Below are 17,003 nucleotides of genomic sequence, written 5' to 3'. Positions count from 1 at the left end.
GATCTCCTTGCGTTTCGTCGCAAAGGCCCTAGCGTCTGCGCCGCATCGGGTCAATGAGACGATCCGGCCAAATCACGAGGAAAACACATGTTGATACCGGGAAACCCCGTTCCTGAGCTGAAAATTGAAACCTTGGGCCATGGACGTTTCGATCTGGATGCCGACAAGGGCGAAAACGGCACGCTGGTGATTCAGTATCGCGGCCTGCACTGTCCGATCTGCATCAAGCAAATGACCGAGGTCGAAGCGGCGCTGGATGACTTCGCCGAGCTTGGGATCGAAGTGATCATGATCACGACGGACACGGCCGAGCGCGCGGCGGAAACAGCCGAAAAGGCCGGAGTTTCACGGCTGCGTGTTGGTTATGGCCTGTCGCTGGCGGCGGCGCGGGAGGATTGGGGGCTGAATATTTCAACTGCGCGCGAAGGCAGTGCGGAACCTGACCTGTTTGCCGAGCCCGGGCATTTCTACATCGCGCCGGATCGGACGCTCTATTACGCGTGGCAACAGACGACGCCGTTTGGTCGCCCGAGCATGTCCGACATTGTTGGCGGCCTGAAATTTACGCTGGGCAACAATTATCCGCCGCGCGGCACCTATACCGGTGCGCTTTAAAGACTGGCTTTCAATCCATCGGCCAGCAAATCCCAGACCCTGCGGATACGTGGGGTCTGACGCATGGCCTGCGGTGCGGCTAACCAAACCGGCAAGGACTCAATCTCGACATTCAGAGGCAGGACTTCGACGTCCGGGTCGTCCTCGGCCACCTGAACCTGTGAAAAGCCGATTCCACACCCCGCGCGGATCAATTGCCAATAAGCGCTTTGCAGGTCACAGCGGGTGGAAAAGCTGTCTTTGCTGGCGGGCCATCCCCGTGCGCGCATTTTGGTGATGATCTGTTCATTGGCGTCAAAGCCAACCAGATCGTGGTCGAACAACTCTTCAGGACGGGTAGGCTGCCCGGCGCGGTCCAGATAGGAGCGCGCTGCGCAGAAACATAGGCGCACATCCCCAAGATAGCGTGAGATCAGGTCAACTTGCGACGGGCGGTACATGCGTACGGCAATGTCCGCCTCACGATACAGCAGGTTTTCGGTGGTATCTGTTGCGACCAGTTCCAACTGAATAGCCGGTTCCTGTGCCCGGATTTGGGCCAAGATCGGCGGCAGAAGGTGGTGTGACGCAAAAACCGAGGCGGTGATGCGCACCGATCCTTCCAGTTGCTGCGCCTGACCCGCCGCCGCCAGGCTGAATGACGTCATGGCCGAGTGCATCTGTTGCGCCATCGGCAGCAATTGCGCGCCGACTTCGCTGAGTTTCAGGCCGCGCGCATGACGGTCAAACAGAGACACGCCCAGTTCATCCTCAAGCGCGTGGATTTGGCGGCCCAGCGTAGGTTGGCTGCGGTCCAATTGCCGTGCGGCAGCAGAAAGTGAGCCGGTTTGGGCCACAGCCAGAAAGCTTTGGATCAGGGACCAGTCGACATGAGCCAGAGTTTTGTCCATTCAGAAATGAATACACATTCCGTGAATGGCGGCAATTGCCAGAATGAAGTGAATGGATCAGTTTGAAAGCTGCTGGCGCGCTGTCACATCGACCCAGACAAGGCGATGCCTGCTGGCCTGTTCTGCAGCGTCGCGCTGGGGGGTGCCCGGTTCGGGCCAGAACACACCTGCTGCGACAACCTGCAGATCGGCCGAGGGCAGCACGTAGTCCACCCGCATCTCGCCCACGGCTTTCCAAACTACGGTGGTCTGGTCCTGTAGTGGATTGCCTGCGTGCGGATCTTCCAGGCGCGGATCGGCCAACAAGGCCCGCATCGTCTCGGACCGCCCGTCACCACGTATCGGGTCCAGGTTGGCATCGCCGGCAATCACGAATGGGCCTTGCGGTTTGCGCCCCAGTTTTCCGTCCAGCACCGCAGACCAAAGGCGGATTTCGTCGCGGTTGCGTAGCCCGTTTCGATCCTCGGGGCCATCAAACACGGGCGGGGCAGCGTGGAAGGTCATCACATCCAGCGGGCCGATGGGGGTATCCGCAGGCACGATCCAGTGGGCCACTGCAGACAGGCGCTGAATGCGGTGGGCCTCTTCGGACGGGAAGGGGCCATCTTTGGTCACCGGCAGTTGCGCGCCCGGCAAATCGCGCCACAGCAGGTCGGTGAACTCCTGCACTTTCTCTGTGCGGATCGGATGCCGCGACAGCACCGCAAGCCCGCCCTGACCGGTGAAGCGACCCCATCCTTGCGCGTCTGCTGGGCCATGGGTACGCCCGTCTCCGTTAAGGTCTATGGAGGTCTCAACCCCTGCATTGGGTTGGGCCGCAAAATGATGGGGGTAGTCCAACCTGGCCATGCGCAACTGCTCGGTCAAAGCGGTCACCGCCTGACCGTCCATATCCCAGTCGATGCCTTGCAGGCTGACTATGTCGGGCTTGGTTGCAACCAAGACATCGACCACAGCCTGCACTTGCGGATCGCCGCGCCGGATGTCGCGCAGCAACAAGCCTGGCCCATCGCGGCTGAGTTCGGTGTTGAAAGTGGCAATGCGCAGCGTCTCTGCCTGTGCCAGCTCTGGCAACAGCAACAGTAGAAGGATGCGGATCATGCGGTTTGTGTGGACTCGGCCGTGGAATAGGCGCGGCGTTTTTCGACGATCAGATTGGCGATGCGCAAGGTCGCCATGCCGCGCATGATCATGGAGGCGGGTAGGAAGGCCCAGGCGCTCATAGTCCAGATCATGGTCTGAGGATTGCTCAGCGATATTGGATTGGCATAGTCGGTCAGCAATTTGATCAGGGCCGGAATCAGAAACGGCAGCAGCACCCCGATAGAGATATTCAAACGCCCGTCCCGTTGCAGACGAGTAACGACGTCGCCGCCCTTGGTCGGATCAAACAGCGGCAGGTTGGTCCAGACGTTGAACGCGCCGTTGCCAGTGGGCCAACCGCGCATCTTCACCGCATAGGCGAAGCTGCAGATGGTCACCAGCGCGGCAACATAAGCCACACTGGCCGAGATGCGTACCAGTTCGATCAGAGGCGCGCTGGCATCAGCAGGTAGCACCAGCACAACCAGGCGAACCGGCGAATACGGGAAATCGACCACGTTAGAGACGCCCAACCCAAGCGCGTAAAAGAACGCCGTCAATTCGGTGGGTGCATAAGCGTTTTTGCAGATAAGCGTCAGGAAGGTAATCATCGACATCAACCCAACAAAACGCAGACGGTTAACCGGTGGTGCGTCGCGGAATTCGATAAAGCTGGGAAAGGCCGAGTTGTATTCTGCAAAGGTCAGAAAGAATGCGAGAATGGCGAGAAAGACGACAATCTCGGTGCCATTCGTTGACGATACGGGCAAGTACAACGCGGGGGTCAGTACCATCAGAGCGACCAAAATTCCCCGAATTGCCGCCCCAGTTGTGCGCGCAATCACTATCCGAACCCTTTCCAAACCGGAGTAGCCGATTCTTTGCCGACTTACGTTCCAACTTGTGCCCGCCGCGTAATACTCTGACGGATGCCTCTGTCTCGCCAACATTGACGATAAGCGACATTTCGCTCAAGCCAAGGTGCAGAAAACACGCAATTTTGGGCAAAATGATGGCGCAACTGGTGCGGTATTGCATCATTTTTGACGCAAATCCGACGTGTATCTCAATTTGATACCTATATCTTGTGGATTTTGAGTTTTTGACCCCAAGAATGCGAATGGGGTCGCCGAAACGACCCCATTAGGTTGAGTGCCCACAGATTTATCCCCAGAATCACACCCAGGGGCGGGCTTGGCCTGCGTGATCCTCGAATTTGTCGATGTGGTGATCTTTTTCCATAGTCAGGCCGATATCGTCCAGACCATTCAACAAGCAATGCTTGCGGTGCGGGTCTACGTCGAACTCGATCACGACACCGTCCGAGGTTGTAATCTGCTGGTCTTCCAGATGCACCGTCATCCGGGCGTTCTGGCCTTTATGGGCGTCCTCCATCAGCAGCGCGTGATGCTCTTCTTCGACCACGATCGGCAGAATGCCGTTCTTGAAGCAGTTGTTATAGAAGATGTCGGCGAAGCTAGTCGAGATCACCACCTTGATGCCGAAATCCTTGATCGCCCAGGGCGCGTGTTCACGCGACGAGCCGCAGCCGAAATTGTCGCCTGCGACCAGGATCTCGGTTTCGCGATAGGCAGGTTGGTTCAGAACAAACTCTTCGTTTTCCTGCCCGTCATCGTGATAGCGCATCTCGTCAAACAGCACGACGCCAAGGCCGGACCGTTTAATGGTTTTCAGGTGCACTTTGGGAATGATCATATCGGTGTCGATATTGATCAGCGGCATTGGGGCAGCCACCCCGTGGACTTTTTCAAATTTTTCCATGTTCACACTCCTGCGGGAGAGGGCTGCGCCCGTGCCCCGCGTTTAAGCTTGTTTCGCTTCCGTTGTTTCGTCTTTGGGTGCGTTCTTTACGAAAAACGCCATGAAGACCAATCCGAACCCGTTGAACAGCATTTCAATGCCCAGGAAGATCCCCAGAATGCTCAGCAGAGCCTGGGGTTCCTTGCCCACATAAGTCCAGATGATGGCGGCGAGGACGATCGACAAGATGCCCGAGATCATCGTGGGCCAGAAAAACTGTGTTCCTCTCATCTGGAACGACAGAATGACCCGCGCGATGCCGCCTGCCATGAACAGAAGCAGCATCACCGTCGCCAGGGTCAAGGTTCCCTGCAGCGGGTGATCCAGAAAGGACCAGCCCAGAAACAGCATCACCGCACCCATGATGAGCGACAGGATCTTGTTGCCGGCACCTTCGACGGTGAAGCCCCCGACAACCTGCAACGCGCCAGCAATCAGCAGCAACACCCCGGTCACCACCGTCACCGCAAGCGAGGCCGCAATGGCATTGCCCAGCGCAAAGACGCCAAATGCTATCGACAGCAGCCCCAGCAAGAGCCATTTGATCCAGTCACTCATGTGTTTAATCCCTCAAATATCTAGATATGAGGGGACCTTACATCAATTCACGGACGTCTGTCAGCCGTCCAGTGATTGCCGCTGCGGCAGCCATTGCCGGGCTCAGCAGGTGGGTGCGCCCGCCCCGGCCCTGACGACCTTCGAAGTTGCGGTTCGAGGTTGCGGCACAGCGCTCGCCCGGCTGCAACTGGTCCGGGTTCATCGCCAAACACATCGAGCATCCGGCCAGACGCCATTCAAAACCGGCCTCTTTGAAGATCTCTGCCAGACCCTCTTCTTCGGCTTGTGCGCGAACCAGACCTGAACCGGGTACGACCATGGCACGCAGACCGTCCTTGATCCTTTTGCCCTTCAGAATCTCGGCTGCTGCGCGCAGGTCTTCGATCCGGCCATTGGTGCAGGACCCGATAAAGACCGTGTCGATTTCCACGTCGCTCAGCTTTTGACCGGCTTCCAGACCCATGTACTCGATCGAACGGCGGGCCGCGTCGACCTTGCCGCCTTCGAAATCCTCGGGGTTCGGTACAGTTGCGGTGATTGGCAGCACGTCTTCGGGGCTGGTGCCCCAGGTGACGACAGGGGCGATGTCCTCGCCACGCAAGGTGACCACCTTGTCGAAATGCGCACCTTCGTCAGTGTACAGCGTTTTCCACCAGTCCATTGCGGCTTCCCACTGTGCGCCTTTCGGGGCGTGCGGGCGGTCCTGGACATATTCAAAGGTTTTCTCGTCCGGCGCGATCAGGCCAGCGCGTGCGCCGCCTTCGATGGCCATGTTGCAGACAGTCATGCGACCTTCCATCGACAGATCGCGGATTGCTTCACCGCAATATTCGATGACATAGCCGGTGCCGCCTGCGGTGCCGGTCTCGCCGATCACGGCCAGAGTGATATCCTTGGCGGTCACACCCGGCTGCAGTTTGCCGGTGATTTCCACCTTCATGTTCTTGGATTTCTTCTGGATCAGGGTCTGTGTGGCCAGAACGTGCTCAACCTCAGACGTGCCGATGCCGTGCGCCAAAGCGCCAAACGCGCCGTGGGTGGCGGTGTGGCTGTCACCGCAGACAACGGTCATGCCGGGCAGGGTCCAGCCTTGCTCGGGGCCAACGATGTGCACGATGCCCTGACGCACGTCATGTACCGGGTAGTAGTGAATGCCGAAATCCTTGGCGTTTTTATCCAAAGCTTCGACCTGAATGCGCGATTCCGGGTTTTCGATCCCGTTTACGCGATCCGGCGTGGTCGGCACGTTGTGATCCGGCACGGCGATGGTCTTTTCCGGTGCGCGCACCTTACGGCCCGCCATGCGCAGGCCTTCGAACGCCTGCGGGCTGGTCACTTCGTGCACCAGGTGGCGGTCAATATACAGCAGGCAGGTGCCATCATCGGCTTCGTGCGCGACATGGGCATCCCAGATCTTGTCATAGAGTGTTTTGGGGGACATTGGTCCTCTCCCGTATTTAGATGAGAAATAGCTGGCGAGTGGCTGGACGCGCCTTATAGGCGGGCCAGAACCGTGCGGGCGGCCCCAAAGAACCGTTCACGCAGGCGCGTGCGGTCTTGCAACGTTGGTGCAGGGGCCAGATTGAGTCTCATGCACTCCAGATATATCGGGCTTTGCCGTCAATCAAGGTTCAATCCGGCGTCAGGCTTGCATCATGCGGCGGCGCTGTCCAATCTGGGGCCATGAACCAAGACCTGATCCCCAGTTCGCTGTCGGACCTTTATGAAAACATGGTCGCGGGCTTTTCCGTGCAATTCGAAAACCTTGTCGAACTGATTGTCACGCCTGGTTGGCGGCAGCACCAGTTGGTCATAATTGTGGTTCTGTGGGCGTTGGCTTTCCTTTTGAAACTGGTAACGCAAGGCCGGTGGGAAGCCTGGGCCCGGTCTCGCACCGGTTGGCCGAAATGGCGGTTGCGCACTTTGGTGCAACTGATGCAGCGCCTGACGCTGGTCTATTTCGTGGTGATGTCCTGGGCGCTTTATCTGCTGATGCAGCAGGTCACCTGGCCTTCGCGCAGTTACATTATCGGCGTGTTTGCGACCTTAGCCTTGGCGTGGCTGGCTATTGCGCTGGTGGCGCGTTTGGTGCGCAACCGTACCCTGCGACGGATGTTCAAATGGGCAATGTGGGTCTATGCAACGCTGATCGCGCTGAATCTGACCGATGATGTGGCCGAGTTTCTAGACGGGGTGGCGATTTCCATCGGTGATCTGCACATATCGGCGTTGGGGATTATCAAGGCAGTTCTGCTGATCGGCATTCTGCTGACGCTGGCCCGAATTGGCACCCGCGCCGCCGAGCGTGGGCTGATGAACAATGACGACATCACCCCATCCATGCAGGTGTTGTTGGCCAAGGGTATTCAGGTTCTGCTGTATGGAGCCGTTTTTATGGCCGCTATCCGCACGCTTGGGTTCGATCTGACGGGGATCGCCCTGTTGTCCGGCGCAATTGGTGTGGGGATCGGGTTCGGGCTGCAAAAAGTGGTGTCGAACCTGATTTCCGGGATCATCATCCTGATGGACCGGTCGATCAAACCGGGCGACGTGATCTCGCTGGGCGATACGTTTGGTTGGATCAACGCTCTGGGCGCGCGCTATGTCTCGGTGGTGACGCGGGACGGGCGGGAATACCTGATCCCGAACGAGGATCTGATCACCAATCAGGTGGTGAACTGGTCGCATTCCGACAAGTTTGTGAGGTTGGATCTGGAGTTTGGCACCAGCTATGACGATGACCCGCACAATGTCCGCGCGACGGCCATCCGTGCGGTCAAATCCGTGACACGGGTGCTCAGTGGTGGGTCACATGAGCCGGTCTGCCATATCACCGGGTTCGGTGACAGCAGTGTCGATTATGTTCTGCGATTCTGGATCAGTGACCCGACCAAGGGGCTGACCAATATCCGCGGAAATGTCTACCTGGCCCTGTGGGATGCGTTCCAGGCCGAAGGCATTTCCATCCCCTTCCCGCAGCGCGAAGTCCGGCTTCTGCCCGACGCAGCCACGCAACAGGTCGCCAAAGAGTGAACCACTGTGCACGCCGCATAGCGGCGTTTCATTGAAATGTTGCATTCCTCTTGCTACCTTATTAGGACCCCGGCGCCGGGGTTTGTCGGCGCGCAGCAAAGGAGGACTATGTTCTGTCTCTACATACTCAGGCGGGTTTGCCCGCCGATGACGGGGCCGGTGTAATGGCCCACTCTCAGTCAATCAGCGATAAGCTGCTTGAACGTATCCTTTCCTCACTTTCCGATGACAAGGCCGAAAATGTCGTGCAGATCAACCTGCAAGGCAAATCCTCGGTTGCGGATCACATGGTGATTGCCTCGGGTCGCTCGACCCGTCAGGTCTCGGCCATGGCGGAAAAGCTGACGGATCGTATCAAGCATGAATTCGGTTTCACCTCGAAGGTCGAAGGCAAGGATGCCGGCGACTGGGTGCTGATCGATACGGGCGATGTGATCGTCCATATCTTCCGCCCCGAAGTGCGTGAATTCTATCAGCTGGAAAAGATGTGGCTGCCTCAGGGCGGCAGCGCCTCGGCGAACTGAGGCGCCATCCCGGTCTGCATTAACAGGCCGGCGGCGAGAGAAATATGCGTATAAGCATTTGTGCGGTCGGGCGATTGCGTGCCGGACCGGAGAAGACCCTGCTTGACGATTACCTGACCCGATTTGACCGGACCGGCCGCGCGCTGGGCCTTGGTCCTGCACGTGTGATCGAGGTTGAGGACAAGAAAAACGCAGGCATGGGGGCCGAGGCTGCGCTGCTGCGCAAGGCGCTGCCAAAGGGGGCGGTGATCTGCTCTCTGGATGAACGTGGGCGGGTGATGTCGTCGCCCGATTTCGCGAATAAACTGGGTGGTTGGCGTGATGCCGGGCGGCAAGATCTGGCGCTGATTATTGGCGGGGCGGACGGAATAGACCCTAATCTGCGGGCTGAGGTCGATTTTTCCATCTCATTCGGATCGATGGTCTGGCCCCATATGCTGGTCCGTGTGATGCTGGCCGAGCAACTTTACCGGGCTGCAACCATCCTGTCGGGCGGCCCTTATCACCGGGTCTGACATGGCGCAGCTATTGATCGTCTACCATTCGCGCACCGGCGGGGCCCGGCAGATGGCCGAAGCCGCGGCCGAGGCGGGCAGGGATGAGGCGGACATCGTCCTGAAAACGGCAGATCAGGCCGGGCCTGACGATCTGCTACGCGCCGATGGCTATCTGTTCTGCGCGCCCGAGAATCTGGCCGCGATTTCGGGCCTGATGAAAGAGTTTTTCGATCGCTGCTATTACCCTGTGCTGGGCAGGATCGAAGGGCGCCCCTATGCGCAGATGGTCTGTGCTGGGTCGGATGGTGAGAACGCCGCGCGCCAAATGGCCCGGGTCGCCACCGGCTGGCGTTTGAAAGAGGTGCAGCCGCCGCTGATTGTCTGCACCCATGCCCAGACGCCCGAAGCGATTCTGGCCGAAAAGACCATCCCAGACGATCAACTGGACCAATGTCGCGATATCGGAGCCGCTTTGGCTGCAGGTCTGACCCTGGGCGTGTTCTGAACCTCAGTTCAGATCAACGACCGTGGTGTCTTCGTTCCAACCATCGACATTGCAGCGCGCCTGAATCTGGACTTGCGTGGCACCTTCGGGAATGGCCACACCGCTCAGTGATCGGGTAAAGGGCTGCTCGGTCTCATGCGGATGGTGCAGCACGCGCATCCCCAGTTCAGTACCGTCCATATCCAAAACACGCCAACCATCGGCGTAGTGATCCCAGCCGGTATCGGGATGGCGGATCGTCACGTCGAATCGCCACGTGTCACCGCTCTGACGGGCAGAGACATTTTCGATCACCGACGGATCGGCAAAGGCTGGACTGGCCAGAAGGGCACAGAGAATCAGGTATCGCATGGTGCGACCATAGGATGTGCGGCGCACCTGCGTCATCACGAACCCGTGTTGGGTGGAAGGTTCATCAGGATCGCGCGGGAGTGTGAGGCAAATTCCCGCCGGTACAACACTCCAAAGGTAAGGATTGTGCCTATAATCAGGGCAATCGGCCCTAATATCCATGTAACCGAGGCCAGCGCAAAATAGGTCGCCCGCAAGGCGCGATTGAAACTGCGGGCGGCGGTGACGCAAATCTCGGCCGCTTGCGCGGCGCGGGGATAGGCCAGTGGGTCTTCCGGGTCATTGGGCACGGCGGCCATCAGCACCCCGCAATAACCGAACAGACGATGCGCCCAGACATATTTCAGAAACGCATTGGACAGAAACGCCAGCACGATCAAAATCTTGATCTCCCAGACCAGCGCCGGGGCGCTACCGATGGCCAAATCCTGTGCCACCCCGGCCAGACGCTCAGTATTGCCCAACAGGGCCAGCCCGCCGCCTATGGCAATCATCGTGGTCGAGGCAAAAAACGTACTGCCCTGCCGCATGCTGGCCACCATTTGCGCGTCGAACATGCGCGGCTGGCGTGTTACCATCTCGTGCATCCAGTTGCGGCGAAAATCATCCATCATCATCGTGACGGATTTCTTGCGAGGGGAGGGGTTGTCGATTCGCCAGCCGATCCACTGCCAGGCACCAAACAGCAGTGCGATGGCCACATAGTCGAGTGGTGAAAACACTAGGGCGCGTTCGATCCAGGTCATGGTCGCGACACTAATCGCGGCCAAGAGAACTTGCCAGAGGTGGAAATTGGTAATATTAATTTACCAAATTGGAGGGATCGCCATGGAAATGCCAAAGCCAAACCCAGATATTCTGCGCCGCAGGGACGCGGTTCTGCAGCAATTGCTGGAGGTTTTGCCCGAGGATGCCGTAATCCATGATGCTGCTGAAACCCTTGCTTATGAATGCGATGCGCTGACGGCGTATAAGTGCCCTCCCATGCTGGCGGTTCTGCCTTCGACCACCGAGCAGGTCTCGGACGTGCTGCGCATCTGCCATGCCGAAGGTGTGCCGGTGGTGCCGCGCGGTTCGGGCACGTCGCTGGCGGGCGGGGCATTGCCGACAGCCGATTGCGTTATTCTGGGCGTTTCCCGCATGAATGGCGTTCTGGAGGCGGACTATGACAACCGCGTCATCCGAGTTCAAACTGGCCGCACTAACCTGAGCGTAACCGGGGCGATGGAAGAAGAAGACTTTTTCTATGCCCCCGACCCATCCTCGCAACTGGCCTGCGCCATCGGGGGCAACATTGCGATGAATTCCGGCGGCGCGCATTGCTTGAAATATGGTGTGACCACGAACAACCTGATGGGCGTGACCATGGTCATGATGGATGGCAGCGTGGTCGAGATCGGCGGCGCGCATCTGGACGCGGGCGGTTTGGACCTGCTGGGGGTGATCTGCGGCTCGGAAGGGCAACTGGGTGTCGTGACTGAGGCAACGCTGCGCATCCTGCGCAAACCCGAAGACGCCCGGCCGGTTCTGATCGGGTTCGACGACAACGAGGTCGCCGGTCATTGCGTCTCGGACATCATCAAATCGGGCATCCTGCCGGTTGCCATCGAATTCATGGATACCCTTTGCATCAAAACCTGTGAGAACTTTGCCAAGGCGGGCTACCCCGATTGCACCGCGCTGCTGATCATTGAAGTCGAAGGTTCCGAGGCCGAGATCGACTATCAGTTGTCGAAAATCGTTGAGATCGCCAAACGTCACAACCCGGTTGAAATTCGCGAAAGCAAGTCGGCCGAGGAAAGCGCCAAAATCTGGCTGGGCCGAAAATCAGCCTTTGGCGCCGTGGGACAGATGAACGATTACATGTGTCTGGACGGCACGATCCCGGTCTCGTCCCTGCCCGAAGTGCTGCGACGGATTAATGAGATGAGCGAAGAGTACGGCCTACTTGTGGGCAATGTGTTCCACGCAGGTGATGGCAACATGCACCCGCTGATCCTGTTTGATGCCAACAAACCCGGCGACCTTGAAAAATGCGAGGCCTTTGGGGCAGATATCCTGAGGCTTTGTGTTGATGTGGGCGGTTGCCTGACGGGCGAGCACGGCGTGGGTGTTGAAAAGCGGGATCTGATGTCACACCAATACGCGCCGCAAGACCTTGAGGCGCAGATGATGGTCAAGGATGTGTTCGACCCGGGCTGGCTGCTGAACCCCGCCAAAGTATTCCCTCTGGATGCATCAGCATCCCGGCGCGACGTGCGTCTGGCTGCGGAATAAAAGACTCTAATACAGAAGAATGGTGATGAAACCTGAGACGGAAACCGAACTGGCCGAGATGGTGGCCGGACTGAGCCATCCGGTGCGTATTGCCGGTGGTGGCACCCGTGGCGTTGGCGGCCCCGATGCAACCATCCAGACCACAGGCCTAAGTGGCATTACCCTGTATGAACCCGGTGCGCTGACCCTTGTGGCGCAGGCGGGAACGCCCTTGGCTGAAATCGAGGCCGCGCTGGAGGCAGAAGGTCAGCAATTGCCGTTTGAACCCATGGACCATCGTGGCCTGCTGGGCACGACCGGAGAGCCCACTATTGGTGGTGTCGTAGCGGCCAATATCTCGGGCCCGCGCCGTATTCAGGCCGGGGCTTGCCGGGATTTGCTGCTGGGTGTGCGCTATGTCGATGGCAACGGGCAGGTGATCAAGAATGGCGGTCGGGTCATGAAAAACGTCACCGGAATCGATTTGGTCAAACTGATGGCCGGGTCTTGGGGCACGCTTGGCATCCTGACCGAAGTGTCGTTGAAAGTGCTGCCAAAGCCCGAAGCGGTGGCGACTTTGGCGGTTCAGGCCGCCAGTTCCGATCGCGCTGTTAAAGCCATGTCAGCAGCGTTGAAATCTCCATTCGAGGTCAACGGAGCAGCATATGACCCGCAAGACGGGCGCGCATTCCTGCGAATCGAAGGGTTCTCGGAATCGGTATCTTACCGTGAGGGGCAGTTGACGAAAGTGCTTGCCACATTCGGTGAGGTTGCCGAGGTCTCGGATACTGCTGACCTGTGGCGAGCTTTGCGAGACGTTAATCCGTTTCAGGGACAAGATGGCGATATCTGGCGAATTTCAGTCAAACCAAGTGACGCGCCCGATATTTCGGCGCGTATGGCGGCGGACCAACTTCTATTTGACTGGGGCGGAGGATTGATCTGGGTAAGGGTTCCCCAAGGGACCGATCTGCGCGCCCATTTGGGGGCGTTTGACGGTCACGCGACGTTGGTACGGGCAGATGCTCAAACGATAGACACTTTGGGTCGCTTTCAACCTGAGCCAGTCGGAGTAAAGGCTCTAACACAGGGGTTGAGACAGCGTTTTGATCCGCGCGCTATCTTTAATCCGGGCCTGATGGGATAAGCCGATGCAGACGACATTTACCGAAGAACAGCTGCAAGACCCGGCGATCCAGCGCGCGAATGAAATCTTGCGCAGCTGTGTGCATTGCGGGTTTTGTACCGCCACTTGCCCGACCTATCAGGTGCTGGGCGATGAACTCGACAGCCCGCGTGGACGTATCTACCTAATCAAGGACATGCTTGAGAATGAACGTGTGCCGGATGAAAAAACGGTCAAGCATATCGACCGCTGCCTGTCTTGCCTGGCTTGTATGACGACCTGCCCGTCAGGGGTGCACTATATGCATCTGGTCGATCACGCACGGGACTATATCGAACAGAACTATAAGCGCCCCTTCAGTGATCGTGCATTGCGATGGGTGCTGGCGCAAATCCTGCCCTATCCCACGCGATTCCGTTGGGCGCTGCTTGGGGCGAAATTGGGCCGCCCGTTTCGCTTCCTCATGCCGGATGCACGATTGCGGGCGATGCTGGATATGGCGCCCAAGACTATCCCGCCGGTCAGTCGCAATGACGACCCGCAGAGCTTTGTGTCTGAAGGACCGCGCAAGAAACGCGTGGCCTTGATGACGGGCTGTGCGCAAAAAGCTTTAAACACGGATATCAACGATGCAACCATTCGCCTGCTGACCCGTCTAGGGTGCGAGGTGGTAGTGGCCGAAGGGGCCGGGTGCTGTGGCGCGTTGACCCATCACATGGGCAAAACCAGCGACAGTCACAAAGCAGCCGAAGCCAATATCAAGGCCTGGACGGCTGAAATAGATGGCGGTGGGCTGGACGCCATTGTCATCAACACATCGGGCTGTGGAACCACGGTCAAGGACTACGGGCATATGTTCCGTAATGATCCGCTGGCTGAAGACGCCGCGCGGGTGACAGATATTGCGATGGATGTCAGCGAATTGCTGGTGCAGTTGGACCTTCCCGAAGGTAAAGACCAGAACCTAACCGTTGCCTATCACGCCGCCTGCTCTCTGCAGCACGGGCAAAAGATCAAAACCCATCCCAAGACCTTGCTGAAAAAGGCCGGTTTCACCGTAGTAGAGCCTGCTGACAGTCATCTCTGTTGCGGCAGCGCAGGTACATACAATCTGATGCAACCGGAAATCTCAGGCCAGTTGAAACAGCGCAAGGTGGCAACGCTTGAGGCGAAGAAACCCGACATGATCGCGGCGGGCAATATCGGCTGCATGATGCAGATCGGCTCGGGCACGGATATTCCAGTTCTGCACACTGTTGAACTATTGGACTGGGCCACCGGCGGCCCCAAACCAAGGTCGTTGCAGTCGGGTAGCACGCCCGCGGTTCCGATCCTCAGATAAGCCCGGTTGATGCAGCCGTGCATCAGTTTTCGGACGAAACCAAACCGGGCGCGGCTGCCCTATTTTCGCCCCACCCCGACCGTAGGAAGGTAGTCCAACAGCTACGCCGGAGAACCGCTTGCGAAAATGGATCAGGGCTTTAGCGCTGGCATTGATGCCGATGGCGGCCGCGGCGCAAGACAGTGGGCTTAAAAGCCTGGACACCACCGATGCCGGACGGGAGTGGATGGCCGTTGGCCGTCTGGATATCAACGGATCGGGGTTCTGCACCGGAACGTTGATCTCGCCGACTTTGGTACTGACTGCCGCGCATTGCCTGTATGACAAAACAACCGGTCAGCGGATCGACTTATCCGGGGTAGAGTTTCTGGCCGCGTGGCGATTGGGCCGTGCTTCGGCCTATCGCGCGGCCAGGCGGGCGGTGGTCCATCCGGACTATCGCTATGTCAACGAAACCTCTGCCGCGAGGCTGCGCAATGACATCGCACTGATCGAACTGTGGCAACCCATCCGCAACACTACCGTGATCCCTTTTGAAACCGGCGATCGGCCGCTACGGGGGCAAGAGGTGGGCGTGGTTTCGTACGGGCGGGATAGGGCTGAAGCCCCGGCGCTGCAAGAGGTCTGCTCGGTCATGACCCGTCGGTCAGATGTTTTGGTGATGTCCTGCGATGTCGAGTTTGGTTCATCCGGCGCGCCAGTCTTTTCCTTTGACGGCGACCGCCCGCGCATCGTTTCTGTTGTGGCCGCTAAGGCCGAGTTTAATGGCCAGCGGGTCGCTGTCGGTACCCCAGTCGAAGGGTCACTGCACTTATTGCAGGCTGAATTGTCTGCGGGGCGTGGGTTTCTGGCTGCAACCCCGGACGGCGCGTCCAGAAGAAACATTGGCGCAAAGTTCATCAAGCCATGACACGACTTCTGCTAAATTTTTTGGTATGCATGTTTGTCTTGTCGACCGCGTCCCATGCGCAAACCGGCACACGCAAGCTGACGGATCGCGATGACCTGTATGGCTGGGAGGCAGTGGGTCGTCTGGATATAGGCAATTCGGGCTTTTGCACCGGCACGCTGATCGCGCGGGATCTGGTGCTGACGGCGGCCCATTGTGCGTTGGATAAAGCCACGGGTCGGCCCTTTAAATCCGGAGAAGTGACGTTCCGGGCGGGCCTGAGCAACGGTAAATCCCTGGCCGACCGTAAAGTCATCCAAATCGCCACCCATCCGGATTTCGTGGCTAACGCGCCGGTCTCGGCACCGCGTGTTCGTATCGACGTAGCGCTGATGCGCTTGGAAGCACCGGTTCCGCATGGTGTCGCCGATCCGTTTGCGCTGTATGAGGGACGGATCAACGGCAACGAAATCAGCGTTGCATCATATGGGCAAGGCCGGTCCGAAGCGATCACGCGCCAGCGCTCGTGCAGAATCCTTCAAAGGGGTAGCGGATTGATCAGCTTTGACTGCGACGTAACCTTTGGGTCTTCGGGGTCAGCTATTTTGGCAAAGAAAGGACCACGCTGGCAGATTCTGTCGGTTGTGTCCGCAGGTGGTTTCGACGGTCGGCGTAAGGTCGGATATGGCATGGAACTGTCTGGAATTGTTTCTGAACTTAAAGCTGATATGCGCCGTGATGCCCCCCAACCCAAAGCCTCGATCCGCCGGTTGCAGGTGGGGGCTGGTAAGTCCAGTTCCGGTGCCAAATTCATCTCATCAGACGGGTCTTGAACTCGGTCAAAATCCTCCCCATCTGAAATGTACCGGGTCGCCGTGAACGGGGCCCGGAATACTCAATCGCCCGTCCGAACGGAGGGCAAATCGTAGATCGCTCAGACATGAGGATATGACACATGCGTACATTTGATTTTGCACCGCTGCACCGCGCCACCATCGGTTTCGACCAGATCGCCGACATGATGGATCGCGTTCTGACCAATGACGTGGCTCAGCCCAGCTATCCGCCCTACAACATCGAGAAAACCGATGCCGACACCTATCGCATCTCGGTCGCTGTCGCCGGTTTCTCGGAAAATGACCTGTCGGTTGAAGTGAAGGAAAACGCGCTGATCGTCGCCGGCAAAAAAGCCGCCGAAGACAAAGAGCGCAGCTACCTGCACCGTGGTATCGCCACCCGCGCATTCGAGCGCCGCTTTGCGCTGGCTGACCACGTGCGCGTCACCGGCGCCAACCACGAAAACGGCATGCTGAACATCGACTTGAAGCGCGAAGTGCCCGAGGCCCTGAAACCGCGCCGGATCGAGATTGCTTCGGCCAATGCCATTGAAAAGGACGTAGTCGACGCCAAAGCCGTGAACTAAGGCGGTTAACCCTCACGCCGCGGCGATCTCCTCCTCTCTGGATCGTCGCACCATGCGCCCCGCGTTCCTCCAGACGCGGGGCGTTGTTTT

General features: G+C 58.4%; 20 protein-coding genes. 11 read left to right on the top strand and 9 right to left on the bottom strand.

Annotation, left to right across the window (positions count from 1 at the left end):
* The first annotated feature begins 87 nt into the window (after positions 1-87).
* A complete protein-coding gene (locus ACR0DT_RS20020) occupies positions 88-615 on the top strand; it encodes a redoxin domain-containing protein (protein WP_480712445.1) in 528 nt (175 codons plus the stop codon).
* Here the strand turns inward: ACR0DT_RS20020 and ACR0DT_RS20015 are convergent.
* The 7 genes from ACR0DT_RS20015 to ACR0DT_RS19985 form a co-directional block, all read right to left on the bottom strand.
* The gene (locus ACR0DT_RS20015; protein ID WP_480712444.1) at positions 612-1,505 is read right to left on the bottom strand and encodes a LysR family transcriptional regulator; all 894 of its coding nucleotides are present in this window, start codon (positions 1,503-1,505) and stop codon (positions 612-614) included. The genes ACR0DT_RS20020 and ACR0DT_RS20015 overlap by 4 nt on opposite strands.
* A 57-nt stretch (positions 1,506-1,562) precedes the next feature.
* Positions 1,563-2,606: an endonuclease/exonuclease/phosphatase family protein gene (locus ACR0DT_RS20010; protein WP_480712443.1), complete on the bottom strand. Its 1,044-nt coding sequence runs from the start codon at positions 2,604-2,606 to the stop codon at positions 1,563-1,565.
* Positions 2,603-3,382 (bottom strand): hypothetical protein, encoded by a 780-nt coding sequence (locus tag ACR0DT_RS20005; RefSeq protein WP_480712442.1) that lies wholly within the window; start codon positions 3,380-3,382, stop codon positions 2,603-2,605. Before ACR0DT_RS20005 ends, ACR0DT_RS20010 begins: the two co-directional genes overlap by 4 nt.
* A gap of 382 nt (positions 3,383-3,764) precedes the next feature.
* The gene (leuD, locus tag ACR0DT_RS20000) at positions 3,765-4,370 is read right to left on the bottom strand and encodes a 3-isopropylmalate dehydratase small subunit (protein WP_480712441.1); all 606 of its coding nucleotides are present in this window, start codon (positions 4,368-4,370) and stop codon (positions 3,765-3,767) included.
* Between the two features lie 42 nt (positions 4,371-4,412).
* A complete protein-coding gene (locus tag ACR0DT_RS19995) occupies positions 4,413-4,967 on the bottom strand; it encodes an HdeD family acid-resistance protein (protein ID WP_480712440.1) in 555 nt (184 codons plus the stop codon).
* A 37-nt stretch (positions 4,968-5,004) separates the two neighbouring features.
* Complete coding sequence (gene leuC, locus ACR0DT_RS19990; protein WP_480712439.1) at positions 5,005-6,408, bottom strand: 3-isopropylmalate dehydratase large subunit; 1,404 nt, start codon at positions 6,406-6,408, stop codon at positions 5,005-5,007.
* 53 nt (positions 6,409-6,461) lie between these two features.
* The gene (locus ACR0DT_RS19985; RefSeq protein WP_170351859.1) at positions 6,462-6,560 is read right to left on the bottom strand and encodes an isopropylmalate isomerase; all 99 of its coding nucleotides are present in this window, start codon (positions 6,558-6,560) and stop codon (positions 6,462-6,464) included.
* 90 nt (positions 6,561-6,650) lie between these two features.
* On the opposite strand from ACR0DT_RS19985, the gene ACR0DT_RS19980 reads away from it, so the two are divergent.
* From ACR0DT_RS19980 to ACR0DT_RS19965, 4 genes are all read left to right on the top strand, one after another.
* Positions 6,651-8,000 (top strand): mechanosensitive ion channel family protein, encoded by a 1,350-nt coding sequence (locus ACR0DT_RS19980; RefSeq protein WP_480712438.1) that lies wholly within the window; start codon positions 6,651-6,653, stop codon positions 7,998-8,000.
* 164 nt (positions 8,001-8,164) lie between these two features.
* Complete coding sequence (gene rsfS, locus ACR0DT_RS19975) at positions 8,165-8,524, top strand: ribosome silencing factor (protein WP_480712437.1); 360 nt, start codon at positions 8,165-8,167, stop codon at positions 8,522-8,524.
* Between the two features lie 44 nt (positions 8,525-8,568).
* Positions 8,569-9,039 carry a 23S rRNA (pseudouridine(1915)-N(3))-methyltransferase RlmH gene (gene rlmH, locus ACR0DT_RS19970; protein WP_480712436.1) on the top strand — a complete coding sequence of 157 codons (471 nt, stop codon included), beginning with the start codon at positions 8,569-8,571 and terminating at the stop codon, positions 9,037-9,039.
* 1 nt (position 9,040) lies between these two features.
* Positions 9,041-9,526, top strand: coding sequence for a flavodoxin family protein (locus ACR0DT_RS19965; RefSeq protein ID WP_480712435.1), 486 nt, complete (start codon positions 9,041-9,043; stop codon positions 9,524-9,526).
* Positions 9,527-9,529: 3 nt separating this feature from the next.
* Here the strand turns inward: ACR0DT_RS19965 and ACR0DT_RS19960 are convergent, their stop codons facing one another.
* Both ACR0DT_RS19960 and ACR0DT_RS19955 read right to left on the bottom strand, forming a co-directional pair.
* Positions 9,530-9,877 carry a hypothetical protein gene (locus tag ACR0DT_RS19960; RefSeq protein ID WP_480712476.1) on the bottom strand — a complete coding sequence of 116 codons (348 nt, stop codon included), beginning with the start codon at positions 9,875-9,877 and terminating at the stop codon, positions 9,530-9,532.
* A gap of 35 nt (positions 9,878-9,912) precedes the next feature.
* Positions 9,913-10,623, bottom strand: coding sequence for a DUF599 domain-containing protein (locus tag ACR0DT_RS19955; protein ID WP_480712434.1), 711 nt, complete (start codon positions 10,621-10,623; stop codon positions 9,913-9,915).
* 82 nt (positions 10,624-10,705) lie between these two features.
* Between ACR0DT_RS19955 and ACR0DT_RS19950 the strand changes: the two genes are divergently transcribed.
* The 6 genes from ACR0DT_RS19950 to ACR0DT_RS19925 all read left to right on the top strand — a co-directional run bounded on the left by ACR0DT_RS19950 (position 10,706) and on the right by ACR0DT_RS19925 (position 16,913).
* Positions 10,706-12,154: an FAD-linked oxidase C-terminal domain-containing protein gene (locus tag ACR0DT_RS19950; protein ID WP_480712433.1), complete on the top strand. Its 1,449-nt coding sequence runs from the start codon at positions 10,706-10,708 to the stop codon at positions 12,152-12,154.
* A gap of 25 nt (positions 12,155-12,179) precedes the next feature.
* Positions 12,180-13,280, top strand: a complete 1,101-nt coding sequence (locus tag ACR0DT_RS19945; RefSeq protein WP_480712432.1) for an FAD-binding protein — start codon at positions 12,180-12,182, stop codon at positions 13,278-13,280.
* 4 nt (positions 13,281-13,284) lie between these two features.
* Entirely contained in the window at positions 13,285-14,601 is a 1,317-nt protein-coding gene (glcF, locus tag ACR0DT_RS19940; RefSeq protein WP_480712431.1) for a glycolate oxidase subunit GlcF, read from the top strand.
* A 118-nt stretch (positions 14,602-14,719) separates the two neighbouring features.
* Complete coding sequence (locus tag ACR0DT_RS19935; RefSeq protein WP_480712430.1) at positions 14,720-15,511, top strand: trypsin-like serine peptidase; 792 nt, start codon at positions 14,720-14,722, stop codon at positions 15,509-15,511.
* Positions 15,512-15,540: 29 nt separating this feature from the next.
* Complete coding sequence (locus tag ACR0DT_RS19930; protein ID WP_480712475.1) at positions 15,541-16,323, top strand: trypsin-like serine peptidase; 783 nt, start codon at positions 15,541-15,543, stop codon at positions 16,321-16,323.
* 122 nt (positions 16,324-16,445) lie between these two features.
* Positions 16,446-16,913 (top strand): Hsp20 family protein, encoded by a 468-nt coding sequence (locus tag ACR0DT_RS19925; RefSeq protein ID WP_170399401.1) that lies wholly within the window; start codon positions 16,446-16,448, stop codon positions 16,911-16,913.
* Positions 16,914-17,003 lie beyond the last annotated feature (90 nt).

Source organism: Ruegeria sp. BI11 (assembly GCF_056538005.1).
The sequence above is the reverse complement of the archived record's forward strand: the minus strand, read 5'-3'. Positions and strand labels throughout refer to the sequence as shown.